This is a genomic window from Spirillospora sp. NPDC048824 (assembly GCF_043198455.1).
Classification (GTDB): Bacteria; Actinomycetota; Actinomycetes; order Streptosporangiales; family Streptosporangiaceae; genus Spirillospora.
In genome coordinates this window covers 79,600-103,542 of record NZ_JBICUS010000014.1, presented here as the reverse complement: position 1 = coordinate 103,542, position 23,943 = coordinate 79,600, and the positions used below count along the sequence as shown (strand labels likewise).

At 72.6% G+C, this 23,943-nt stretch carries 21 protein-coding genes; 9 read left to right on the top strand and 12 right to left on the bottom strand.

The window, feature by feature from the left end; translation table 11 throughout:
- Positions 1–56: 56 nt before the first annotated feature.
- The 5 genes from ACGFIS_RS26210 to ACGFIS_RS26190 form a co-directional block, all read right to left on the bottom strand.
- Positions 57–545: a glutathione peroxidase gene (locus ACGFIS_RS26210; RefSeq protein ID WP_392898422.1), complete on the bottom strand. Its 489-nt coding sequence runs from the start codon at positions 543–545 to the stop codon at positions 57–59.
- Between the two features lie 100 nt (positions 546–645).
- The gene (locus ACGFIS_RS26205) at positions 646–801 is read right to left on the bottom strand and encodes a hypothetical protein (protein ID WP_392898424.1); all 156 of its coding nucleotides are present in this window, start codon (positions 799–801) and stop codon (positions 646–648) included.
- Between the two features lie 169 nt (positions 802–970).
- A complete protein-coding gene (locus ACGFIS_RS26200) occupies positions 971–1,129 on the bottom strand; it encodes a hypothetical protein (RefSeq protein ID WP_392898427.1) in 159 nt (52 codons plus the stop codon).
- A gap of 85 nt (positions 1,130–1,214) precedes the next feature.
- Positions 1,215–1,508: a hypothetical protein gene (locus ACGFIS_RS26195; RefSeq protein ID WP_392898429.1), complete on the bottom strand. Its 294-nt coding sequence runs from the start codon at positions 1,506–1,508 to the stop codon at positions 1,215–1,217.
- Between the two features lie 38 nt (positions 1,509–1,546).
- On the bottom strand, positions 1,547–2,728 hold the full coding sequence (locus ACGFIS_RS26190; RefSeq protein WP_392898432.1) for an LCP family protein: 1,182 nt from the start codon (positions 2,726–2,728) through the stop codon (positions 1,547–1,549).
- A gap of 156 nt (positions 2,729–2,884) precedes the next feature.
- Here ACGFIS_RS26190 and ACGFIS_RS26185 point away from each other — a divergent pair, with 156 nt between their 5' ends.
- The gene (locus ACGFIS_RS26185; protein ID WP_392972867.1) at positions 2,885–4,897 is read left to right on the top strand and encodes an ABC transporter ATP-binding protein; all 2,013 of its coding nucleotides are present in this window, start codon (positions 2,885–2,887) and stop codon (positions 4,895–4,897) included.
- A gap of 11 nt (positions 4,898–4,908) precedes the next feature.
- On the opposite strand, the gene ACGFIS_RS26180 is transcribed toward ACGFIS_RS26185, so the two are convergent.
- Positions 4,909–8,532 carry an AAA family ATPase gene (locus ACGFIS_RS26180; protein ID WP_392898437.1) on the bottom strand — a complete coding sequence of 1,208 codons (3,624 nt, stop codon included), beginning with the start codon at positions 8,530–8,532 and terminating at the stop codon, positions 4,909–4,911.
- Positions 8,533–8,709: 177 nt separating this feature from the next.
- On the opposite strand from ACGFIS_RS26180, the gene ACGFIS_RS26175 reads away from it, so the two are divergent.
- Positions 8,710–9,063 (top strand): STAS domain-containing protein, encoded by a 354-nt coding sequence (locus ACGFIS_RS26175; protein ID WP_392898440.1) that lies wholly within the window; start codon positions 8,710–8,712, stop codon positions 9,061–9,063.
- 31 nt (positions 9,064–9,094) lie between these two features.
- Here ACGFIS_RS26175 and ACGFIS_RS26170 read toward each other — a convergent pair whose 3' ends face one another.
- The 4 genes from ACGFIS_RS26170 to ACGFIS_RS26155 are packed head-to-tail and all read right to left on the bottom strand — an operon-like array spanning position 9,095 to position 14,020.
- Complete coding sequence (locus ACGFIS_RS26170) at positions 9,095–9,709, bottom strand: ATP/GTP-binding protein (protein WP_392899570.1); 615 nt, start codon at positions 9,707–9,709, stop codon at positions 9,095–9,097.
- A gap of 40 nt (positions 9,710–9,749) precedes the next feature.
- Positions 9,750–10,202 carry a DUF742 domain-containing protein gene (locus tag ACGFIS_RS26165; RefSeq protein ID WP_392898442.1) on the bottom strand — a complete coding sequence of 151 codons (453 nt, stop codon included), beginning with the start codon at positions 10,200–10,202 and terminating at the stop codon, positions 9,750–9,752.
- A 30-nt stretch (positions 10,203–10,232) separates the two neighbouring features.
- A complete protein-coding gene (locus ACGFIS_RS26160; protein WP_358451981.1) occupies positions 10,233–10,682 on the bottom strand; it encodes a roadblock/LC7 domain-containing protein in 450 nt (149 codons plus the stop codon).
- Entirely contained in the window at positions 10,679–14,020 is a 3,342-nt protein-coding gene (locus ACGFIS_RS26155; protein ID WP_392972865.1) for a nitrate- and nitrite sensing domain-containing protein, read from the bottom strand. Before ACGFIS_RS26155 ends, ACGFIS_RS26160 begins: the two co-directional genes overlap by 4 nt.
- 347 nt (positions 14,021–14,367) lie before the next feature.
- Between ACGFIS_RS26155 and ACGFIS_RS26150 the strand changes: the two genes are divergently transcribed.
- From ACGFIS_RS26150 to ACGFIS_RS26130, 5 genes are all read left to right on the top strand, one after another.
- The gene (locus ACGFIS_RS26150) at positions 14,368–15,354 is read left to right on the top strand and encodes an ABC transporter substrate-binding protein (protein ID WP_392898446.1); all 987 of its coding nucleotides are present in this window, start codon (positions 14,368–14,370) and stop codon (positions 15,352–15,354) included.
- Positions 15,351–16,127 (top strand): ABC transporter permease, encoded by a 777-nt coding sequence (locus ACGFIS_RS26145; RefSeq protein WP_392898449.1) that lies wholly within the window; start codon positions 15,351–15,353, stop codon positions 16,125–16,127. The genes ACGFIS_RS26150 and ACGFIS_RS26145 overlap by 4 nt, the downstream gene beginning before the upstream one ends.
- A 49-nt stretch (positions 16,128–16,176) precedes the next feature.
- Positions 16,177–16,980 (top strand): ABC transporter permease, encoded by an 804-nt coding sequence (locus ACGFIS_RS26140; RefSeq protein WP_392898451.1) that lies wholly within the window; start codon positions 16,177–16,179, stop codon positions 16,978–16,980.
- Positions 16,981–17,032: 52 nt separating this feature from the next.
- Positions 17,033–17,896: an ABC transporter ATP-binding protein gene (locus ACGFIS_RS26135; RefSeq protein ID WP_392899573.1), complete on the top strand. Its 864-nt coding sequence runs from the start codon at positions 17,033–17,035 to the stop codon at positions 17,894–17,896.
- 98 nt (positions 17,897–17,994) lie between these two features.
- Positions 17,995–19,272 carry a flavin-dependent oxidoreductase gene (locus ACGFIS_RS26130; protein WP_392898454.1) on the top strand — a complete coding sequence of 426 codons (1,278 nt, stop codon included), beginning with the start codon at positions 17,995–17,997 and terminating at the stop codon, positions 19,270–19,272.
- A gap of 75 nt (positions 19,273–19,347) precedes the next feature.
- Here the strand turns inward: ACGFIS_RS26130 and ACGFIS_RS26125 are convergent, their stop codons facing one another.
- Positions 19,348–19,962: a TetR family transcriptional regulator C-terminal domain-containing protein gene (locus ACGFIS_RS26125; protein ID WP_392898457.1), complete on the bottom strand. Its 615-nt coding sequence runs from the start codon at positions 19,960–19,962 to the stop codon at positions 19,348–19,350.
- 113 nt (positions 19,963–20,075) lie between these two features.
- Between ACGFIS_RS26125 and ACGFIS_RS26120 the strand changes: the two genes are divergently transcribed.
- Positions 20,076–21,467 carry an MFS transporter gene (locus ACGFIS_RS26120; protein WP_392898460.1) on the top strand — a complete coding sequence of 464 codons (1,392 nt, stop codon included), beginning with the start codon at positions 20,076–20,078 and terminating at the stop codon, positions 21,465–21,467.
- Between the two features lie 11 nt (positions 21,468–21,478).
- Entirely contained in the window at positions 21,479–22,165 is a 687-nt protein-coding gene (locus tag ACGFIS_RS26115; protein WP_392898463.1) for an SGNH/GDSL hydrolase family protein, read from the top strand.
- On the opposite strand, the gene ACGFIS_RS26110 is transcribed toward ACGFIS_RS26115, so the two are convergent.
- Positions 22,147–23,910, bottom strand: a complete 1,764-nt coding sequence (locus ACGFIS_RS26110; RefSeq protein ID WP_392898465.1) for a bifunctional 3'-5' exonuclease/DNA polymerase — start codon at positions 23,908–23,910, stop codon at positions 22,147–22,149. The genes ACGFIS_RS26115 and ACGFIS_RS26110 overlap by 19 nt on opposite strands.
- Positions 23,911–23,943: the final 33 nt, after the last annotated feature.

The following is a 23,943-nucleotide window of genomic DNA, read 5'->3' as shown; positions in this document are numbered from 1 at the left end:
TGGCGCAATTCACAGCCGCGGGGCGCGCCCTCCGGACGCGGAGGGCGCGTCCGCTCTCAGGCCGGCAGGTTCTCTTCGATGGCGGCGACGACCTCGTCCGCCTCGGGCTCGGCCTGCGGCGCGAAGCGGGCCGCGACCGTGCCGTCGGGGGAGATCAGGAACTTCTCGAAGTTCCAGCGGATGTCGCCGGTGTGGCCCTCGGCGTCGGGCGCGCCGACCAGCCCCTGGTACAGCGGGTGCCGCCCGTCGCCGTTGACCTCGACCTTCTCGGTCATCGGGAACGTGACCCCGTAGGTCGCCGAGCAGAACTCCGCGATCTCGTCCGCGGTGCCGGGTTCCTGCCCCATGAACTGGTTGCAGGGGACGCCGAGGACGGTGAAGCCGCGTCCCGCGTACCTCTCCTGCAGCCGCTCCAGGCCGGAGTACTGCGGGGTGAGGCCGCACTTGGAGGCGACGTTGACAATGAGCACGGCTTTGCCCCGGTACTGGCCGAGGTCTGCGGGTCCGCCCCGCAGGCCGTCGATTTCTACGTCGAAGACAGACATGGGGCCGATCCTAGGAGATCGCCCTCCGTGGCCGGCCATGTCCTCGTTCGATCACCCGCCGGCGCCGCCGGGCCCGCGGGCCCGCGCCGCCGGCGCATCCTCACGTGCCCAAGGCGTTCACGAAGGCGGCCAACTGGTTGCCCGCCTCGCCGAGCTGGCTGAAGGCGTTGTTGACCACCCCTGCAGCATCCGTGGGTGAGCTCAGCAAATAGAAGATGACGAACGCGATCGCCACATAGCGGAGGTTCTTCTTCATCCGTACGCCGTCCCTGGTTGTAGCGCAGCGACACAACTGACCCGATCCAATTGTGCCCAGGCGCGTCTGCCCGCAAAGCGCGATTTTACTGTGACGCGGAGGCAACCGCTTGCTGGCCGCGCGTGAAAAGCCCCGCACCGCCGGGGATGCGGGGCCGGGGAGCCGCCCGTCAGCCCGGGATGGCGCTCATGAACTGCGACAACGACTCGGCGGCGGTGCCGAGTCCGCTCAGGGCGTTGTTGACGAGACTCGCCGCTCCCTCGGGCCTGCTGATGACGTACCACACCACGAAGGCGATGGCGGCGATCTTCATGTGCTTCTTGTTCACTTCAACCACCCTCTGCAGTCAATTAACTACGGAGAGTGTTTCCCAGTGATGGCCGACCAGAGAGCAACGACGGGCAAAGAGCCGGTCAGGTCCCGTTGGCGTGCGCCGTGAGGTAGTCGATGTAGAAGGGCCGGAGCGCGTCCGCCATCTCCCCCTCACCCGCGTGCGTGAACTCCTCCAGCAGCGACAGGCCGTGCAGCAGATCGAACTCGGCGCGGCCGACCTCCCCCATGGACGCCGCCGCGGCGGGGATCGCGCGCAGCAGGTCCCACAGGAAACCGACGTCGCGCCGCTCCTTCGCGAGGCTCATCGCACGCTCATACAGCTCCTTGGACGGCAGCTCCTCCAGCTCGGCGCCGTCCGGCGTCACATCGGCCATGCCCCGACTCTAACCAAGCGGACGGGAACCGGTCCCCGTCACTTCTTCTGGATGACGTCCTGCGGGATCGGCTGGTCCTGCTTGAGCGCCTCGAAGAGCTTGGACGCCTTGGCCTTGTCCCAGGTGATGTACGAGCCGACGCCCGCCGCGCTGCCGTTGCCGCCGATCGGGACGGTGGTCGTGACGCCGTCCTCGCCGCTGACGCCCTTCATCGCCCACATCATGCGGACCAGGTGGTGCAGATGGTCGCCCTCGTCCACCAGGAAGTTGCTGGTGGAGTTCATCGCGAGCGGGACGCTCTTGAACGGGTTGAGGAGCGTCCCCGGGCTCGCCGCCTTCTTCATCAGCGCGGCGAAGAACTGCCGCTGGTTCTCGACGCGTTCGAGGTCGGCGCGGGCGAACGCGCGGGTCCGCACGTATCCGAGCGCCTGGCCGCCGTTCAGGGTCTGGCAGCCGGCCTTGAGGTCGAGCCCCGCCTTGGGGTCCTTGAGGTCCTCCTTGATGCACATCTCCACGCCGCCGATGGCGTCCACCACACCGACGAAGCCGCCGAGGCCGATCTCGGCGTAGTGGTCGATGCGGAGGCCGGTGGCCTCTTCCACGGTCCGGACCAGCAGCTTGGGGCCTCCGAACGCGAACGCCGCGTTCAGCTTGTTGCGGCCCTTGCCCGGGATCGGGACGTAGGAGTCGCGCGGGAGGCTGATCATGGACGTCCCGCCGGAGCCGTAGTGCAGCAGCATCATCGTGTCGGTGCGCCGCCCCGAGGCGAAGCCGGTCCTGAGCTCGCGCTGCTCGGCCTTCGACAGGCCCTCGCGGCTGTCGGAGCCGACGATCAGCCAGTTCGTCCCGGGCGTGTCGGCGACGCGCCCCGGGTAGTCCACGAGCACCGCCTCGCGCTTCAGCCGCGAGTCCAGGTAGAAGTAGCTGCCGGCGAGGACCAGCAGCAGGACGACCACGATGGCGCCGAACACCCGCCCGCCGCGACCGCGGCGCCGCCGCCGCCGGGGCGGAGGGCCGCCGTAGGGGTCGCCCTGGCCGTGACGGGCTCCGCCGCGCAGCTGGTCACCGGCATGCGGGTCGTCGTACGGGTCGTAGGAATCGCCGTACGCTTCCCGCCCGTAGGCGGGCTGGTGATGCTCCGCCCGGACGGAGTGGTGCCTGCTGCGGGCCACGCGGTCGCCCTCCTTGCGTGTCCGGCCTTCCGGCCAGCCGTCGTTCATGCCGTAGACCTTAGACTTCCCGGGCGTCCGCCGCGTCCTTCTCCTGCATGATTGTCCATACGGCCAAATCACCGCGCTATGTGACATATGAAGCGGAAACCGTCGTCCTCAGGACGCACACTGCCCTTGGCACGCAGGACGCGCGGAGGGCGGCGCATGGGTACACGACGGCGTTCTTCCCGGCGATTCAGGCTCCGCAGGGCGGACCGGCGCCGCCGCGAGGCCCGCCCGGCGCCCGATCTGCCGGAGCTGACCGCGCACACCTGGCACGCGAAGGACGGGGAACTCGCCGAGACCGGCCTGGGCACGGTGGCGCGGCGCCTCCCCGCGGTGATCGTCCAGGCGGCGCGGCTGGCCTGGCGGGCGAGCCCGGCCGACACGGTCGCGACGGTCTCCCTCAACCTCCTCGCGGGGATCTTCACGGCGTTCTGGCTGCTGGCGACGACCGGCGTGCTCACCGCGCTGTTCAGCGCCGGGCCGACGCCCGACCGGGTCCGCGACGCGCTGCCCTCGCTCGCGCTGGTCGCGAGCGCGGTGGCGCTGCGGGCCGGGCTGCAGGCATGCGCGGGGTGGTCGCAGTCGCGGCTGGAGCCGCAGGTCCGGCGGCTCGCCGAACTCCGGCTGTACGAGGCGACGACCTCCGTGCACCTGGCCGCGCTCGACGACTCCGACTTCCTGGACGAGCTGCAACGCGCACAGACCCGGGGCATGGTGTCGGCGCCACGCGTCGTCCAGCAGGCGGTGGACGTGCTCACCGGCGCCGTGGGGATGGTCGCGGCGGCCGGGACGCTCGGTGTGCTGCATCCGCTGCTTCTGCCGCTGCTTCTGCTGACGGCCGTCCCGGAGGGCTGGGCGTCCGTGCGCAGCGCGCGGATGCAGTACCTGACGATGCTCACCCTGGTCGAGGTCGCGCGCCGCAAGTGGATCCTGTCGGACCTGATGGTCGAGCGGGAGCACGCAGCCGAGGTGCGGTCGTTCACGATGCGGACGTTCCTGCTCGACCAGTACGACCGGCAGGCCGCGCACCAGCGGACCGTCGAACTCGACCTCGCCCGCAGGCAGACCATCGCGCGGGTCACCGGGGACATGCTGAAGGGCGTCGCCACGGCGGCCGTCTACATCGCGCTGGGGCTCATGCTCTGGAAGGGCGCGGTGCCGCTGGCGGTGGCGGGAACGGCGGTCCTGGCGATCCGGTCGGGCCAGTCCTCCCTGGCCAGCCTGGTGTTCGCGGTCAACCAGTGCTACGAGGAGGGTCTCTACTTCGGCGACTACCTGTCGTTCTGCGCGAAGGCGGAGAAGCGGATCCCCCGCCGCGCCTTGCCGCCGGGGGACACGGCCCCTCATATCCCCCTCGGCGACCACTTCGGCTGCATCCGTGTCCGCGACGTCACGTTCACCTACCCGGGTGCGGATACACCGTCCCTCAACGGGATCTCACTGGAGCTGCGCAAGGGCGAGGTGGTCGCGCTCGTCGGCGAGAACGGTTCCGGCAAGACGACGCTCGCGAAAGTCATGGCCGGCCTGTACGACCCGGACGCGGGCGAGGTCTTCTGGGACGACGTCCCGCTGACGAAGGTGGCGCCCGACGACGTGTGGGAACGCGTCGCCGTCATCGCGCAGAAGTACACGCACTGGCCGATGACCGCCCGGCAGAACATCACCATGGGACGCGGCCGCGAGCACGCCGAGACCGACGGCGAAGACCCGGCGATGCTCGCCGCCGCCCGCGCCGCCGGGGCGGACGAGGTCGTCGGCGGCCTCGCCCGCGGATACGGCACGCTGCTGGACCGCCGGTTCAAGGGCGGCGCGGAACTGTCGGGCGGCCAGTGGCAGCGCCTCGCCGTCGCCCGCGGCTTCTTCCGCGACGCGCCGCTGCTGATCTGCGACGAGCCGACCGCCGCCCTCGACGCGCGGGCCGAGCACCAGCTGTTCGAGCGGATCCGCACGCACGCCGACGGCCGGACCGTCCTGCTCATCACGCACCGGCTCGCCAGCGTCCGCTACGCCGACCGCATCTACGTCCTGGAGCACGGCACGGTCATCGAGGAGGGCGACCACGCCTCCCTGATGGCCCGGGGCGGCCTGTACGCCGACCTGTACTCCCTCCAGGCCGCCGCCTACGGCAACGGCGACGCGCACACGCAGGCGGGCCGGACACGGGCCGACTGAACACGGGCAGGTCAGAGGTAGGCGCCGAAGCCGATGCCTCCGCGTTCGGGCGCGGGGGCGTCGGGGAGGTCCTCCGGGCGGAGCGTCCCCACCTCGGCGGCCTCGACGCCTCCCGGTTCCTCGTCGTCCTGCGCGGTGATGCGCCGCGCCTGCCGGGAGATCGCCGCCTCCAGCAGGTTGCGGACGAGCCTCGCGTTGCCGAACGAGGAGCCCCGCGGCTGCGCGGCGACCAGGCCGCGGACCGCGTCGACGGTGCCGGGCGCGAGCACGAACCCGGCCTCCGCCGCCATGAACTCGAAGATCGTGACGAGCTCGTCGCCCGAGTAGTCGGGGAAGCGCAGCACCTTCGGGAACCGGGACTTGAGCCCCGGGTTGGCCTTCAGGAACCCCTCCATCTCGGCGTCGTACCCGGCGACGATGACGACCAGGTCGCCGCGGTGCTCCTCCATCAGCCGCAGCAGCTCGGCGATCGCCTCATGGCCGAAGTCGCGCCGGTCGCCGCCCGAGGACGACAGCGCGTACGCCTCGTCCACGAACAGCACGCCGCCGAGGGCGCGCTCGACCGCGCCCCGCACCCGTGGCGCGGTCTGCCCGATGAACTCGGCGACGAGGTCGGCGCGGGTCACCTCCACCAGGTGGCCGGACGACAGCAGCCCGAGCCGCGCGTACACGGCGGCGATCAGCCGGGCGATCGTCGTCTTGGCCGTGCCCGGGTTGCCCATGAACACCATGTGCCGGGACGGGGACGCCGGGGACAGCTTGGCGTCGCGCCGCAGCTGCTCGGCGCGGACCTCGGCGACCAGCGACGACACCTCCCGCTTGATGTCGGCCAGGCCGATCAGCCGGTCGATCTCGGCGAGCGGGTCGCCGGGGACGTCGTCGCGGCCGCGGGTGAGCGTGCCGGGGACGTCCTCCAGCAGGATCTCGTCCAGCGACTCGGTCTCGTCGACGATGCCGTCGGCCAGGACGCGCCGGCCCTGCATCGCCACCGCGCGGTCGAGCAGGTGGATCATCGCGCGGGCGTTGCCGAACCCGCGTTCGCGCGGCGCCGCCTCGGCCAGCTCGCGGACCTTCTCCAGCACTCCCGGCGCCAGCTCGAACCCCGAGTCGGCGGCCTTGGCGGCGAACACCTCGACCAGCTCGTCCTCGGTGAGGTCGGGGAACCGGACGGTGCGGGGGAAGTGCGCGGCCAGGTCGGGATGCGACTTCAGCAGCCCGTTCAGCTCCGCCTCCGGGCCGGTCAGCACCACGACGAGGTCCTCGGGGTGCGCCTGGACGCCGGTGAGCAGCACGTCCAGGACCTCGCGTCCCCGCGCCGCGTCCGCGGCGGCCGACACCAGGGCGTGCGCGTCGCGGACGACCAGGACACCGCCGTGGGCCTGCTCCACCGCCCGGCGGACCCGCAGGACGCTCTCGCTCGCGTACTCGCCGAGCAGGTCGGCGCGCTCCACCTCGACCAGGTGCCCGGACGACAGCACGCCGAGGTCGGCGTAGAGCCGGCCGAGGATTCCCGCGACCTTGCTCTTGCCGGTGCCGGGGTTCCCGATGAACACCAGGTGCCGGGGCCGGGCCCTCGCCGTCATGCCCGCCTCGCGGCGCAGCCGCGCGGCCCTGGCCTCGGCGACCAGTGCGTCCACCTCCCGCTTGGCGGACTCGATGCCGGCGCACGCGGCCAGTTCGGCGAGCGGGTCGGTGCCGGCGGAGCGGCCCGGGACAAGCCGCTGCGGCAGGTCCTCCGCCGTGACCTCCGGGGGGCCGGCCGGTGCGGCGGCGTCCGGCCGCCCGGCCTCCTCGCCGGCGCGCCCTGCCTCCTCGCCAGCGCGCCGGGCCGCCGCCTCGACGGCCTCGCCCGCCATGTGCTCCACCAGCCGCGCACCGCGCAGGTTCAGCAGCGGCGGGGTACGGCGCAGCATGCCGGCGGCGGTCGCGGCCACCTCCGGTTCGACGTGCGCGCCGCGCCGCACGACGGCCAGGGTGAACAGTTCCGCGAAGTCGTCCTCGGCGAAGTCCCGCGTGCGGGCCACGTCGAACGCCCGGACGAGCGCCGGGTTGGCGTCGAACAGCCGCCGGTCGCCGCCGGGACGGCACAGCGCGACGACGCTGAGCGACGGCGAGCGGGCCATGAGCCGCCGCAGCTCCTCCGCGGCGGCGGCACCGCACCGCTCGTGCGCGGCGAGTTTCTCCAGGTCGTCCACCACCAGGAGCATCCGGGCCTCCAGGCAGTCCCGGACGCGGGACTGCAGCCACAGGACGGCGTCGCTCACCCCCAGCGACGCGAACACCTGATCGGAGATCCACATCGCCTCGCGGACCGCGCCGCCCTCGGCGAGCCGGCGCTCCACGACCTCGGCGGCGGTGCCCTTGCCGGTGCCCTCCGGGCCGGCGATCAGCAGCCGGACGGGCCGCTCACCGGCCAGCCGCGCCGTCACCGCGTCCCGGAGCACCCCGGACAGCTCCGGCTGCCCGACCAGCGCGTCCCCCTCGACGTCGTCCCGCCGGGGACGCGTCTGCGCGGTCTCCCCGCCGTTGCGGGCGGCGCCCAGAGTGGCGCCGAGCGTGTTGACGACCCGCCGCGCGGTGAACAGCCGCCGCAGATCGGCCTGGAACGGCCGGACGGGCACACGGCACCGCGGGCTGACCGGCGACTCCGGCAACCCCTGCACCGCGCCCGTGATGCGCACGGCCATGTCCAGCCACGCGCGGGCCGCGTCGGCCTCCCCCGCGACCAGTCCCCTGGCCAGCCACGCACGCACGTCCTGCTGCCACGCCTCGACGGAGAAGCCCTCACGCGCCGCGCGGAACCGCTCCTCCAGGTTCTCGTAGCGGGCCGTCCCCAGCACCACCGCCAGCTCCGCCGGGACGACCGTCGCCTCGGCCGCCAGCAGCAGCCGGGCGAGAGCGACGTCGGGCTCGTCCCCGTCCGCGACGGCCCCGGCCAGGCGCTCATGCGCGGTGTCCAGCCCGGCGCACGCCCATCCCAGATATCCGACCGGCCCCGCCAGCTCGGGCAGGACGGCCAGTTCCCCGTCGGTCAGCCCGGCGGCCCACGCCTCCTCCAGCCGCGCGTTGGGGACGCTCATGTCCACCTCGCGCAGCTCCGGATCGGCGGCGCGCCGGTCGAACAGCGCCATCAGGGCCCGCCTGCGCCGCTCCACCGGCTCCAGCCCCTCGAAGACGTCCAGCCCCGCGCGGGCCAGCTCGAACATCACCGTGCGCCGTTCGCGGTCGTTCCCGGCCGGTTCGGGCAGCCACAGGCCCGGCGGACGCCACCGCCCGCCCTGCGTGAACCACGCCAGCGGGTCCTGGACGGCGGACTCGGGCGTCGCGAGGAACGCCGACAGGAGCTCGTAGTCCACGTCTCCCCGCGACCCGCCGCGGACCGCCGACGCGCCGAGCAGGAACGTCAGCAGCGACCACTGCTCGGCACCCGCCGCACTGGTGTCGCCCCCGTAGAAGTCGCTGAGCTGCCGCGTCAGCACCACCGCGCGGGGGTCCCGGTTGTACTCCACGGCGCGTTCGCGCATCTCCTCGACCAGGCCGTCGGGGACGCGCCAGGGCCCGTACGCGTACACGTCCAGCACGGGCTCCTCGGTGAGCAGCACTTCGAGATGATCCGGCAGCCGGGGGGAACTCACCTGGGGTCCTTCTCCTACATGGGGTCGGGCATGGCGTCCGACAGCACCCTATGACCCGGCTTGATCACGCACACCCCCGTCGCGCGCCGCGTTTGGCAGGCGGGCCGTCCTCGGCGATAGTTGTCGTATGGAAACCATTCGCCGGACGAATGAGTGCAGACACGAGGAGAACCCCGCGTGCCGCTCCTGGAAGTGACCACGCGGCCACACGGCGGACGCGCCGTCGTGCGGCTGCGCGGAGAACTCGATATCGCCTGCTCGGACGACCTGCACAGGCAGCTGAGCGACGCCCGCCGCGAACACGGCGAGCATCTGGTCCTCGACCTCGCCGACCTGGAGTTCATGGACTCCGGCGGCCTCTCGGTCATCGTCGCCTGCTACAAGGCCACCACGGCGGCCGGCGGCAGCCTCACCCTCGCCGCCCCCCGCCCTCTCATCCGCCGCACCCTGGAGATAACCGGCCTCCACCGCCGGATCCCCGTCGTCGCGACCGTGGAGGACGCGATGGCCGGACCCGGCCCGGCCGGCTGAACCTCACGCAGATGTCAGGTCCAGCTGGGCGTCAGGTCCAGCTGGGCGACGCGCTGCCCAACTGGCCGCCGGGCGCGGCGGGCGGCGCGGACGCCCCCGCGGAGGGCGTGGCGTGCACCGACATCGCGTGCTGGACCAGCATGATCAGCACCTGCTTCGTCGACTCGCGGCTCCGCGCGTCGCACTGGACGATCGGCACGTGCGCGCTGATCGACAGGGCGTCGCGGATGTCGTCGACGGCGTACTGGAACTCGCCGTGGAACCCGTTGACGCCCACCACGAACGGCAGGCCGAGCTCCTCGAAGTAGTCCACCGCGGCGAAGCAGTCCTCAAGCCGGCGGGTGTCGACCAGCACGACGGCGCCGATCGCGCCGCGGACCAGGTCGTCCCACATGAACCAGAAGCGGTGCTGCCCGGGCGTGCCGAACAGGTAGAGGATCAGCTCGCTGTCGAGCGACACGCGGCCGAAGTCCATCGCGACCGTGGTGGTCGTCTTGTCGGGCACGGCCGACAGGTCGTCCACGTCGGCGCTGGCCGCGGTCATCACGGCCTCGGTGGTGAGCGGCATGATCTCCGACACCGAACCGACGAAGGTGGTCTTGCCGACACCGAACCCGCCGCCGACGACGATCTTGACCGAGGTCAGCTCGGCCTCTCCGCCGTGCGGCCCCGGGACCGGAACCTGGTCAGAGCTTCCGAAGGCCACTGAGCACCCTTTCTAGCAAGCGGAGGTCCGGCTGTCCGCCGGCGGTGGTGGCGGGCTGGGACTGGTGCAGCCGCAGCAGCCCTTCGACGGCCATGTCGGCGACGAGCACCCGCGCCACCCCCAGCGGCAGGCGCAGGAGGGCCGAGACCTCGGCCACCGAGCGGGCCGAACGGCACAGGTCCATGATCGCCCGGTACTCCGGGGTCAGCACGGCCACGTCCCGCGGCGGGTAGGGAGCCGCGGTGACCAGGGCCTCGATGGCCAGGTCGTAGCGCGGCTTGGTCCGCCCGCCGGTCACGGCGTACGGGCGCACCAGCGAGCTGCCGTCGCCCTCGGGCCGTTCGGGGGGGCGTCCCTGGGCCGGAACCCTCCCCTGATCACCCGGCCAGCGCCCGGGGACCCCGGGACTGCCTCCGAAGCTGCCTCGATCCATGTCGCCGACCTCCGTCAGAGTCAGTCACGGTCAATAGCGGGCGGGGCCGGCGCCCATCTCCGTCACCGGAGGCCCCGAGTACGGAGGCTGCTGTTCCTGCGCGCGCAGCGCGGGCGTCAGCACCCGGCCCACCCGCTCCACCAGCAGCGTCATCTCGTACGCGACGAGCCCGAGGTCACAGTCCGGCGCCGCGAGGACCGCGAACACCGACCCGTTCGTGATGGACATCACGAACAGCAGGCCGCGGTCCATCTCGACGACGGTCTGGTTCACCCCGCCCGCGTCGAAGATCTTCGCCGCGCCCTGGGTCAGGCTCATCAACCCCGAGGCGATCGCCGAAAGCTGGTCCGCACGCTCGGGCGGGAAGCCCGACGAGTACGCCATCGGCAATCCGTCCGAGGAGACCACGACGGCGTGCGCGACCTTCGCGACACGGTCCGCGAAGTTCGTCACCAACCAGTTGAGATCCTGCCCGCTCACCGGGTGCCTCCTGTCTCGCCGTCACCCTGTGACGGCGCCTCACCTGACGTGCCTGCACCACGAGCCTCGTGGCGTCCCCGATGGACGCCGCGCTGCAGGCTCGCGAAGCGGTTGCGTACGACGTCGGCCGTCTGGCCGTGTCCCTGCTGCTGGCCCGGTCCCTGAGCGCCCGGCGCCGGCCGGCCCTGCACAGCCTGCCCCTGAGCAGGCCCCTGAGGCAATGCCTGGCCCGGCGCGGGAGCCGCCCCGGCCTGCGCGTTCCCGGCCGGAGCCGCGCGGCCGACCGCCCCCGGCACCCGGTTCTTGCCCGGCACCCGCTTGGGCAGGCCGACGCTGGTGCGCGACGTGGCGATGGGCTCGCGGGCGGCCTCGGCCGCGCGGAAGCCCGCGTCCGCCGGGGACTCCCAGCCCCGCACGGGGTCCTCCCCCGAGTTCTCTCCCGACCTCCGCATGAACCACTCCGATTGCATCGCGTCGAAGATGGGCGAACGCTCGGGTACCCGCGGCGGCATCTTCGGCTCGGGCGGTGGCTGCACCGGCGGGGCCTGCGCCGCCGGCATGGGCGGTTCGGGGACGCGCGGCCCCGGAACCGGTTCCTCCGGCGGGTGCGGCGTGGCCATCGCGCCCGGGCGCGGCGCCGGCATTTCGCCGGTGTCCCACCGGGCTCCGCCCGGCCGGTGCGTGCCTCCGGTGGGCGAGCCGTCCCCGTACGGGTCCGGCGGTGCCTGCCCGGCGTCTCCGCTGACCTGCTCCAGCGGTCCGGTCTCCCACGGGATGTGCCGCGGCGCGCCGGGCTCGGGCACCATCGGCTGGGCCTCGGGCACGACCGACTGGGGGCCGCCCGGGCGGTAGGCGCCGTTGCTTCCGGCGCCGCCGTCCTGCGAGCGCTCGCTGCGCGGCTGGAAGAGGCCGTTGGACTGGCCGTCGTCGGCCGGGCGTCCCGGCAGCTGCGCGCCCGGCCGGCGGATGGGCAGCTCGCCGGGCCTGCGCGGCGGCTGCTGGTCGCCGGGCTGGTACGGGTCGTCGCCGGGCGGCCCCTGCTCGCCGCGCGAGACGGCGGGCAGCGGGCCGGTGTTCGGGAACGCGGCGTGGGCGCCGGTGCCGGCTGCGGGGATCGGGCCGGTCTCGTTCATGGCCGGCTGGGGACCGGTGGCGCCGCGCAGGGACCGCAGCGGACCGGTGCCGCCGACCATCGGGTGGGAGCCGGTCCCGCCGCCGGGAACGCCGGCGGGCCCGTAGTCGTCCTGCCGGAACGCGCCACCGGAGCCGATGGCGGGCGGCTCCGCGGCGGTGGTGAGCGCGGCGAGCTGCTGGCCGTCGGTCTCGCGCGGGCCGAGGCCGCGGGTGCCGATCGGGCCGGACTCGCCGGGTGTGATCACCGCGTCGGGCAGCACCACGAACGCGGTGAGGCCGCCGCCCTGCGCGGCGCGCAGCTCGACCCGGACCCCGTGCCGGACGGCCAGGCGGCCGACCACGAACAGGCCCATGCGGCGGGCCGCGGAGAAGTCGATGACGGGCGGGTTCGCCAGCCGCCAGTTGGCCTGCTCCAGCTCGTCCGCCGACATCCCGACGCCGTTGTCGGTGATCTGCAGCATGGAGCCGCCGCCGCTCAGCATCTGGCCGGAGACGGTCACCTTCGTGTGCTCGGACGAGAAGACCGTCGCGTTCTCGATCAGCTCGGCCAGCAGGTGGACGAGGTCGTTGACGACGGGGCCGGCGACGGTCATGTCGCCCTGAACCCGCAGCGCGACCCGCTCGTACTGCTCGACCTCGGACAGCGACGCGCGGACGACGTCGATCAGCGGGACCGCCTGGTTCCACCGGCGCACCTGCTCCTGTCCGCCGAGGACGAGGAGGTTCTCGCAGTTGCGGCGCATGCGGGTGGCGAGGTGGTCGAGCCGGAACAGGTTCCCGAGCTGCTCCTCGTCGCGCTCGCTCTGCTCCAGCTCCTCGATCAGGCGCAGCTGGCGCTCGATCAGGGACTGGCTGCGGCGGGAGAGGTTGACGAACATCGCGTTGATGTTGCCGCGCAGGACGGCCTCGTCGGCCGCCAGCCGCACCGCCTCGCGGTGGACCTCGTCGAACGCCCGCGCGACCTGGCCGATCTCGTCGGTGGAGTCGATCTCGATCGGCTCCACCTCGATGCCGCCCGCGGCGGCCTCCGGGTCGCGGAGCCGGTCGACCAGGCCGGGCAGCCGGGTGCCGGCCACGTCCAGCGCCCCGGACTGCAGCCGCAGCAGCGGCCGCACCAGCGAGCGGGCCACGAGGATGACGGTCACCAGGACGATCGCGAGGATGAGGAACAGCAGCGCCGCGTCGCGGAACGCGTTGGTCTGCGCGTCGGACTTCGCGTCGTTGGCCGCGTCCGCGAGTTCGGCGGCGATGTTCTGCTCGACCGTCCGCAGCTTGTTGATCCGGGCGCTCGAGTCGGACGTCCAGTTGCGGGCGACGCCGTTGCCGAGCCTGACCCGCAGGCCCGGGGTCGCGTCGGCGACGGCGAGCGTCCGAAGCCTGGTGACCTCCGCGCGGTCCAGCTCGGGGCCGGTGACGGTGTCCTCGAAGAGCTGCAGCTGGCCCGCCGTGGCCGAGCTGCGGAACGCCTGGACGCTGGTGTTCAGGTCGGCGCGGGCGTCGTCGACCTCGGCGCGGTCGAGCGGTGAGAAGCGCGCCTCCCAGAGGGCCGCGCCGATGATGGCCCGTTCGCGGGACGCGGCCTCCTTGGCGCCCGCAAGGTCGGCGAGCGCCAGTGCGCTCTGCGCGAGTTCGGGCGTCGGGGCGTCCTGCGAGACCAGCAGGTGGTAGCTGCTGAAATCGTCGATGAACTCGCCGTACTTGTCGATGATCGGGCCGGGCGCGAGGCGCGCGGACAGGGCCCGCAGTGCGGGCAGGTCGCTGACCCGGTCGAGGACGTTGCCGAGCGCCAGCTCCAGGCCGGGCGAGTTGACCTCGACGTCGGCGGCCGCGTCCTGCACCTTGCGCGCGGCGGCGTCCACCGCCTCCTGGCGCGCCTTGAGATCATCGGCGTCGATGGCTCGCTGGCCGCCGGCGGCCCGGCCTGCCATGGCGTCGCGCTCGTTCTCCACTTCATGCGCGAGCGCAGTCAGTTCCTTACCGAGCGTAGCCATCTCGCCCGTCCGGCGGAAGGCGTCGGCGTCGTCCATGGACACCTGGACGCGGTAGCCCGCAAGGAGTGCGGCCACGATCGTGGGCACCGCGATGAGGGCGAACAGGCGCGTCCGCACGCGCCAGTTGCGCAGCTTGAACCGGCCTCCCAGGAAGCCTCGCTTGGGGGCGTCTTCACTGGCAGACGGGCCTGGCTGACGGGACTGCGGGGCCATCTCGGCCCCTTCGGCTTTCCGCACTGCCCTCCGCTACCTCTCAATGGGTCGATCGCTCGCGGCGCACAGTGACCCTGAACGAGATCCGGGTCGCGTCGCCTGCCCGCACCACTGTGGGCAAGCGCGGAACATTGCAACACAGAGCAACCATCATGGCCAACCCGAATGATCACACAGGTCTAGACTTGTGATGCAGAAGATGCGAATGTCACAGCTTGTTCACGTATGTTCACATAAGTGCACGTAAAGCTGGCATCTCCCCCATGGCGCGGGCCCGGTGCGCTACGCTCCCGGCTCGTTGAAAGATCAGCTTTCAACCAGCTTCCCCCGCAAATGGAGCGTTGTTCATGTCTGCTTCCCACCGCCGCACAGTCATCGGCGGCGCACTCGCCATCGCGCTCGCGCTCTCCGGAGCCGCCTGCGGCGGCTCCGAGGAGAACACCTCGGCGAACGGCCTGGAGAAGTCCGAGATCACCCTCGGCACGATGACCATCGCCGACACCGCGCCGGTTCAGATCGCCATCCAGAAGGGCCTGTTCAAGGCCGAGGGCCTGACGGTGAAGACGCAGGTCATCCAGGGCGGCGCCGCCGGCATCCCGCTGCTGAAGAGCGGCCGGCTGGACTTCAGCTTCGGCAACTACGTCTCGCTGCTCACCGCCGGGGTCAAGCAGCCCGACTTCAAGCCGAGGATCGTCGCCGAGGGTTTCCAGGGCGCCCCGAAGACCCACACGCTGATGGTGCGCAAGGACTCCCCGTACCAGACGATCGAGGACCTCAAGGGCAAGAAGATCGGCGTCAACACCCGCCGCAACATCAGCACGCTGATGGTCCGCGCCGCCGCCAAGCCCAAGGGCGTCGAGTTCGACGAGGACAAGAACTTCGTCGAGGTCGCCCCGCCCGCCATGGAGCAGGCCCTGAAGTCCGAGAGCGTCGAGGCCGTCCAGGCGATCGAGCCGTTCGGCACCCAGATGCAGCAGTCGATCGGCGCGCGCATGGTCGCCGACCTGTCCAGCGGCCCGACCGCCGACTTCCCGATCGCCGGCTACGCCGCCACAGACGAGTTCATCAAGAAGAACCCGAAGACGACCGCCGCCTTCCAGCGCGCGCTCCAGAAGGCCCAGGGCATGGCGGCCGACCGCAAGCTCGTGCAGGACATCCTGCCGACCTACGCCAAGGGCATCGACGCCAAGGTCGCCTCGACGATGAGCTACGGCTCCTTCCCGACCACGCTGAACGCGACGCGTCTCCAGCGCGTGGCGGACGTGATGCTCCAGTTCGGCTACGTGGAAGAGAAGATCGACGTCAAGAACTTCATCGCCACCTCCGCCGCATGAATTTTCGCCGTATCGCTTTCGGCGCCGCCGGGGTAGCCGGGGTGGTCGCCGTCGTCGAGGCCGTGAGCCGTCTGGGCCTCATCGACGCGTCCGCCCTGCCCCCGGCGTCGACCGTTCTGTGGGAGGCCGCGAAACTCGGCGTCGACGGGGAGTTCCTCGCCGACGTCGGGGCCACGCTCAAGGCGTGGTTCGGCGGGCTCGCGCTGGCGGTGCTCGTGGCGGTACCGCTGGGCGTCCTGCTCGGCTCGGTCCCGCTGCTGGGCACCGCCGCCCGCGCCCTGGTCGAACTGCTCCGCCCCATCCCCTCGGTCGCGCTGATTCCGCTCGCCATCATCCTGTTCGCCGACCCCACGCAGATGAAGATGTCACTGATCTTCTACGCCTGCCTGTGGCCGATCTTGATCAACACTTTGTACGCGCTCCGCGACGTCGACCCGGTCGCCAAGGACAGCCTGCGCGCCTTCGGGTTCGGGACGCCGTCGGTGCTGTGGCGCGTCTCGCTGCCGAGCGCCGCCCCGTTCATCACGACCGGCGTCCGGATCGCCGCGTCCGTCGCCCTCATCGTCGTGGTCAGCACCGAGCTGCTGGCCGGCGGGGTCAACGGCGTGGGAATCTATCTCAGCTCCACCCAGGCCGGAGGCGGCCGCACCGACCTGCTGCTGGCCGGGGCCGTCTGGGCCGGCGTCCTCGGGCTGCTGGCCAACATGGGGCTTCTCGGGCTCGAACGGATTGCCTTCCGCTGGCACGCGGCCCGCGTGGAGGGGATCGCATGAGCGGAGCGAACCGAGGGGACGGGGAGTCGCCTCCCCGCAAGGAGCAGGCATGAAAGCCCTGAAAGCGCTGCGCGGGTTCGCCGAGCGCGCCTGGCTGGTCGTCATCTTCCTCGTGCTGTGGGAGCTGATCACCCGCGCGGTGGACGAGAGCTACTTCCCCCCGCCCACCAAAATCGTCGAAGCCCTGCACGAGCTGTGGTTCTCCGGCCCGGCGTCCCGGTTGTTCCTCACGGACAACGCCACGGACGACTTCTCCACCAGCCTGACCCACCTGTTCATCGGCTGGGCCGCCGCGGGCGCCGCCGGCGTCGTGATCGGGGCGGCGGTCGGGCGGTCGCAGGCCATGTACGACATGCTGACCCCGGTGCTGGAGTTCCTGCGCGCGGTGCCGCCGCCGACGCTGCTGCCGTTCTTCATCATCGTGTTCCAGCTCGGCGCGACCATGCAGATCGTCACGATCGCGTTCGGCGTCGTGTGGCCGGTGCTGCTCAACACCTGCGACGGCGTCCGCACCGTGGAGTCCCTGCAACTGGAGACGGCCCGGGTGTTCGGGGTCGGCCGGCTGCGCCGGCTGCTGACCATCGTCCTCCCGGCGGCGGCACCGAAGATCTTCGCGGGACTGCGGGTGGCGCTGTCGTTCGCGCTGATCCTCATGGTCATCTCCGAGCTGTTCGGCAGCACGGCGGGCATCGGCTCCGAGCTCATCGGCGCCCAGCGCTCGTTCGAGCTGCCCCGGATGTGGGCCGGCATCGTCATGCTGGGCATCCTCGGCTTCGTGTTCAACGCCGTCTTCATGCTCCTCGAACGCCGCCTGCTGGCCTGGCACATCGGCGCGCAGCGGCTCGCGAACTGACCGGTGCCCCCATGCTGACCCTGACGACGTACACACAGAAAAGGCGGCCGTGATGCTCCAGATAACCGGCCTCACGCACTCCTACGCCGACGGCCACCTGGCCCTCGACGGCCTCGACCTCACCGTCCCGGACGGGCAGATGGTCAGCATCGTCGGCCCGTCCGGCTGCGGCAAGTCCACCCTGCTGCGCTGCATCGCCGGGCTGATCAGCCCGACCGGCGGGAGACTGACGCTGGACGGGAAGCCGATCAACGGCGTGCCCGACGACCTCGCGGTGGTGTTCCAGGACTACAGCCGCTCGCTGTTCCCCTGGCTGACCGTCCGCGACAACGTCGCGCTGCCGCTGCGGCGGCGCGGGAAGTCCCGCTCGGAGCGGCGCGCCGCGGCGGAGGAGGCCCTGGAGTCGGTGGGCCTCCACGACGCGGGGCGCAAGTACCCGTGGCAGCTGTCCGGCGGCATGCAGCAGCGCGTGTCGATCGCGCGGGCGCTGGCGTACCGTCCCTCGCTGATGCTGATGGACGAGCCGTTCGGCTCCGTGGACGCGCAGACCCGGGAGGACCTGGAGGACCTCGTCCTCGAGGTGCACCGCACCCAGAAGATGACGATCCTGCTGGTCACGCACGACATCGACGAGAGCGTCTACGTCGGCGACCGGGTGATCGTACTGAACCGCTCACCGGCCCGGGTGCACGCCGACCTGACCGTCGGGCTGCCCTCCGTCCGCGACCAGATCGACACCCGGGGCCTTCCGGAGTTCGTCCAGCTCCGCGCCGAGGTCGGCCGGCTGGTCCGCGGCGGCGCGAAGGTGCCCGGCGCGGCGCCCGCCGGCTCCAGGCCCGCGGACGAGCCGGAGGCGGCCGGGACGAAGACCGCGAAGAAGTCCGGCGCGGGCTCGGGCACGAAACCGGCCCGCTGAAGACGGCCGCCTGAACGGCGGCGACAACAAGACCGGGGCGGGCGGGGCCGCCACCATACCGGCCCCGCCCTGCCCGGGAACGAACGGGAGGGCGATTCATGCGCGTACTCATCGTGGGTGCGGGGATCGGCGGGCTCACCACCGCGTTGAGCCTGCACGAGGCCGGTGTCGAGGCGCTCGTCGTCGACTCCGCCGTCCGGCTGCGGCCGCTCGGCGTCGGCATCAACCTGCTCCCGCACGCCGTCCGGGAGCTCACCGAGCTGGGATTCGGCGACGAACTGGCCGAGATCGGCATCCCCACCGCGGAGACGGTGCACTTCGACCGCTACGGCGGCCGGATCTGGGGGGAGCCGCGGGGACGCGCGCTCGGCTACCACTGGCCGCAGTACTCGATTCACCGCGGTGAACTGCAGATGATGCTGCTGGACGCCGTCGTGGCGCGGCTCGGCGAGGACGCCGTCCGCACCGGAACCGTCTTCGAGGGCTTCGAGCAGGACGGCGAGCCGGGCGGGGCGGCGGAGGTTCGCGCGCGGCTGCTCGACCGGGCGTCCGGTACCGCCGGCACCGTCACGGCCGACGTGCTGGTCGGCGCGGACGGCCTGCACTCCGCCGTCCGCGCGCAGCTCAACCCGGGCGAGTCGGCGCCGCTGTGGAACGGCATCAGGATGTGGCGCGGCGTCACCGAGGGCGAGCCGTTCCTGAGCGGGCGGACCCTGGCCATCGCGGGCAGCAACGCCGCGTCCAAGATGGTCGTGTACCCCATCTCGATGCGCGCCGAGCGGCGGGGCAGGGCGCTGCTGAACTGGGTGGCGGAGGTCAGGCTCACCGACGACCGGCGAGACCGCACCGCCGACTGGAACCGGACGGGCCGCCTGGAGGACGTGCTTCCCTACTTCGCGGACTGGAAGTTCGACTGGCTCGACGTCCCGGCGCTGCTGGCGGGCTCGGCGGAGATCCTGGAGTACCCGATGGTCGACCGGGATCCGCTGGACCGCTGGACGTCCGGCCGCGTGACACTGCTCGGCGACGCGGCCCACCCGATGTACCCGATCGGCTCCAACGGCGGATCGCAGGCCGTCCTCGACGCCCGTGTCCTGGCGCACGAGCTGGCCCGGTCAGGCGACCCGGCCGAGGCGCTGCTCGCCTACGAGCGGGAACGCCGCGACCCGGTCAACTCCATCGTGCTGGCCTGCCGCGACATGCCCGCCGACCGCATCCTGCAGACCGTCAGCGAACGCGCCCCGCAGGGCTTCGACGCCATCGAGGACGTCCTGGCGCCGGGTGAGCTGAACACCATCACCGGCGCCTACCGCAAGACGTCGTTCTCCGACGTCGAGACCCTCAACAGCCGGCCGTCGTACACGGCCTCCGGCTGAGCGTTCCCGCACGGAGCGCGGTGGGGCCCGGCCCCGCCGCGCTTCGCGTTTCCGTCGCGGATCCCGCGATGGTGTTCAGGCGGGGGTCGTCACGGCGGCCAGGCGGGTGCTCATGGCGCGGGCGGCGCGATCATAGAAGGTCGGGTCGTCGTGCAGGAGCGCGTGGGCAGAGCCGGTGCGGCAGACGGCGTCCAGTTCGAACGCGAGCTGGGCGACGTCGGCGGACGCGTCGATCTCGCCTCGGTCCCGCGCGTCGCGCAGGCAGCGCTCCATGAAGTCGCGCCAGTCGCGCTGCGAGGAGGCGATGGCGTCGCGGACGCGGCCTGGGCGGGCGTCGAACTCGGCCATCGTGGAGTGGAAGAAGCAACCGCCGGGGAAGACGGGTTCGCGCTGGTAGCGCTGCCAGGCGTCCAGCATCGCACGGACGCGGCCGAGGCCCTTGGGGACGGCGAGGGCGGGCTCGACGACGTGCTCGCGGTAGATGTCGACGGCCTTGCGGACGGTCGCGAGCTGCAGCTCCTCCTTGGAGCCGAAGTGCGTGAAAACGCCGCTCTTGCTGATCTCCAGCTCGGTGGCGAGCCGGCCGATCGACAGGCCCTCCAGGCCTTCCGCGGACGCGATGTCGGCGGCACGGCACAGGATGGCCCTGCGCGTCTGCTCACCCTTGAGAAGCCGTCCGTCGGTGCTCACGGTCAATAATCTGCACGATCGTTCGTACAAAGTCAACGTTTCCAGGCCCTTGACGGGAGGAGCGTCCATAGAAGAGTGTACGACCGTTCGTTTAATTTTCTGGAGGCCCGCCCATGACCGCCGAGACCACCGCGGCGCCGCCCGCCACCGCAGGCGCCGGCGCACGGCGCGACGTGCCCTGGCTCGCCGCCGGGGCGACGTTCCTGGCGATGCTCGACGCGACCGTCGCCAACCTGGCCGTCCCCGACCTGCGCACCGACTTCCCGGGCACCTCGCTGTCCGGGCTGACCTGGGTGATCACCCTGTACGCGGTGCTGTTCGCCGCGCTGCTCGCCCCCGCCGGGCGGCTCGCCGACCTCGTCGGCCGGCGGACCCTGTACCTGTGGGGCGTCGGGCTGTTCACGCTGGCCTCCCTGGGCTGCGCGGTCGCGCCGAACGTGCCCGTCCTGCTGGCGACGCGCGGCGTGCAGGGCGCCGCGGCGGCCGCGATGATCCCCGCGTCCCTGGCACTGCTGCTGCGCGACACGCCCGCAGCGCGGCGCGCCGGCGCCATCGGGCTGTGGAGCGCGGCGGGCGCGTTCGCCGCCGCCATCGGCCCCAGCCTCGGCGGCGTCCTCGTCGACCAGTTCGGCTGGCGGTCGCTGTTCATCATCAACGTGCCGTTCGGCCTGGCCATGCTGCTCGGCGCACTGCGCCTCCCCCGCACCGAGACCGGCCGGGGCCGGCTACCCGACCTGCTCGGCACGGTCCTGCTCGGCGGCGGCGTCGGCGGCGTCGCGCTCGGCGTCACCCAGACCCGCGACTGGGCCTGGACGGACGCCCGCACGCTCGCCCTGCTGATCGGCGGCGCGGCCATGGTCGCCGCGGCACTGATGCGGTCGGCGCGGCACCCGGTGCCCGCGCTGGAGATCTCGCTGTGGCGCAGCCGCCGGTTCGCCCTCGCCAACGCCGCCTCGTTCCTGTACGGGACGGCCCTGTACTCGTGGCTGCTGCTCGGCGTCCTCTACCTCACCGCCGAGTGGGACTACTCGATCCTCAAGGCGGGCCTCGCCTCGACGCCCGGGGCGCTCACCGCCACGGCGGCCGCGATCACCATGGGCCGGCTGACCGGCCGCATCGGCGTCCGGCCCGCCGTCACGGGAGGCGCGCTCGTCATGGTCGTCTCCGGGACCTGGGCGGTCGCGTCCCTCCCGCCGGAGCCGCACTTCCTCACGTTCTGGCTCCCCATCGGGCTGCTGGTCGGAACGGGCATGGGGATGCTCACCACCGGCACCGCGTCCGCCGCCGCGCTGTCGGTCGACCCGCAGCGGTTCGCCGGCGCCACCGGCCTCAACACGACGGCGCGCCAGCTCGGCGGCGCGCTCGGCATCGCCGTCCTCGCCGCGATGCTGCCCGGCCAGGCCGCCCACGGCGACTACACCGCCATCTACCTGTTCTGCACACTCGCCGCCGCCGGAGCGGGCCTCGCGGGGCTGCCGCTGACGCTCCGGCGCACCACGTCCTGATGGGAGACGACATGACCGAGACGACCCTGTCCGAATGGACGGACCCGGCCGTCCTGCCCGCCGCCGAGGCCGCCGCGCTGCTGGCCGGCGCGCCCTGGACCCGCATGGTGACGATCGGCGACAGCGTCGCCGAAGGCGTCCGCGAGCCCGTGCCCGGCTACCGCGACATGTCGTGGGCCGACCGGGTCGAAGAGGCCCTCGCCGCCGTGACGCCCGGCTTCACCGCCCTCAACCTCGGCCGCCGGGACCTCGTCGCCGCGCAGATCGCGGCCGAGCAGCTGAAGCCGGCACTCGCGTTCGGCCCCGACCTGGCCGTCGTCGTGGGCGGCGGCAACGACATGCTCCGCCCGCACTTCGACGCGGAGGAGGTCCGGCACGAACTGGCCGGCATGGTCTCCGCGTTCCGCGCCGCCGGGGCGGACGTCGTCACGATCGGCCTCCTGGACATCACCGTCGCCGGCCTCGGCCCCGCCCGCTACCGGGAGGTCATGTCGTCCCGGACCCGGCGGCTGAACGCCCTGGCCGCCGACGTCGCCGCCGAACACGGCGCCTGCCACGTCGTCAACCCGTACGACCATCCGGCCGCCGCCGACCCCGGCATCTACTGCGGCGACCAGCTGCACCTCAACGCCCGGGGGCAGGCCTTCGCCGCCGCCAACACCATCCGCGCCCTCGCGGACTACTTGGCGTCGGCGTAGCGGTCCACCACCGCGACCTCCATGGGGAACACGACCGGGGTGTCGCCGAACAGCAGCCGCCGCGCCTCGTCCGCCGAGGCGTGGACGGCGGCGGCGACGTCCCCGGCCAACTCGGCGGGCGTGTGCACGATGACCTCGTCATGCTGGAAGAACACCAGCCGCGGAGCGTGCAGCGCCATGAGGCGGCGGCGGAGGGAGCCGAGGAGGGCGAGCGCCCAGTCGGCGGCGGTGGCCTGGACGACGAAGTTGCGGGTGAAGCGGCCCCGGCTCCGCAGCGCCTGCGCGGCCGTGCCCTGCCGCGACTCCGGCGCGTCGTCGTCGCCCGCCGAGGTCAGCTCCCGCCAGCCCGCCGACGGCGGCGGGCAGGTGCGGCCGAGCCGGGACCGGACGAGGCTCCCGCGCTCCCCCGCCCGCGCGGCGGCCTCCACGTATTCGAACGCGTCCGGGAACCGGTTCTTCAGAACGGCGAGGAGCTGCACCGCCTCACCCGTCCCACCTCCGTACATGGCGGACAGCAGCGCCAGCTTCGCCTTGTCCCGCGCATCCAGCCCCCGCCCGCCACCATCCAACCGACGAGCTCCGCTCGGCCTCTCGTCGGCGCGGAAGGCGTCGGCGAGGGCCTCGTAAAGGTCACCGTGGGCCGCCGCGTCGGTGAACGCCCTGTCGCCCGCCAGCGCGGCCAGCACGCGGGGTTCGAGCTGGGCCGCGTCCGCGACGACCAGCGACCAGCCGGGATCGGCGACGACGGCCTTCCGCAGGATGCGCGGGATCTGCAGGGCGCCCCCGCCGCTCGTCGCCCACCTGCCGGACACCACGCCGCCGACCACGTACTCGGGGCGGAACCGTCCCTCGCTCACCCAGGTGTCCAGCCACGTCCAGCCGTGCGCGGTGTGCAGGCGCGCCAGCTCCTTGTACTCCAGCAGCAGCGGCACCGCCGGGTGGTCGAGCCGTTTGAGGACGTGCGCGCGCGTCGACGGGATCGGCAGCCCCGCCGCCGCGAAGGCCTTCAGAATCTGCGCCGGGGAGTCGGGGTTGACGTGCACGCGCGGCCCGAACGCCGCGCTGATCCGGTCGGCGAGGTCCTGAAGCCTGCGGGGCCGGAGCCCGCCGGAGGGACGCGGCCCGAGCAGCTCGGTGAGGAGCGCGTCGTGCACCTGCGCCGACCACGGCAGCCCGTCGTGGCGCATCTCGGCCGCCACCAGCGACCCGGCCGACTCCGCCGCCGCGAGCAGCGCGAAACGCCGCCCGGCCCCCGGCCTGCCGCCGTTCGAACCACGAGCTCCGGTCCCGAGCGCGGCGATGGTGCGCTGCTGCTCCGCGTGTACCGCGACGACCTGGTCGATGTCGTCGGCGGGTTCCTCCCCTTCGCCGTCGTCGTCGAACAGCGACGCCTGCGCCGCCTCCTCATGCGGCGGCCGGTCCGCGGGCACCGGCTCCCCGCGCGACCGCGCCCACGCCGCCTGGACGGAGCGCGGCTCCCCGTACCGTCCCGCGTGACCGAGCAGAAGGCTCTCGACCAGCTCCAGATCGTGGCACCGCGCCACCCGCACGCCCGCGTCCAGCAGCCGGGGATGGATCCGCGCCGTCGAGGACCAGACCCACCGCGGCGCCTCGGCCTCCTCCCGCTCGGCGACCGCCGCCACCAGATCGGGGACGACCTCGACCGGCCCGGCGGGCGTCCCGTCCTCACCGAGCGGCCGCAGCACTCCCCCGCCCCGCGCCCCCACCGCCACCGCGATCCTCACACCGCCGATTCTGGCCCCGGCCACCGACAGTTC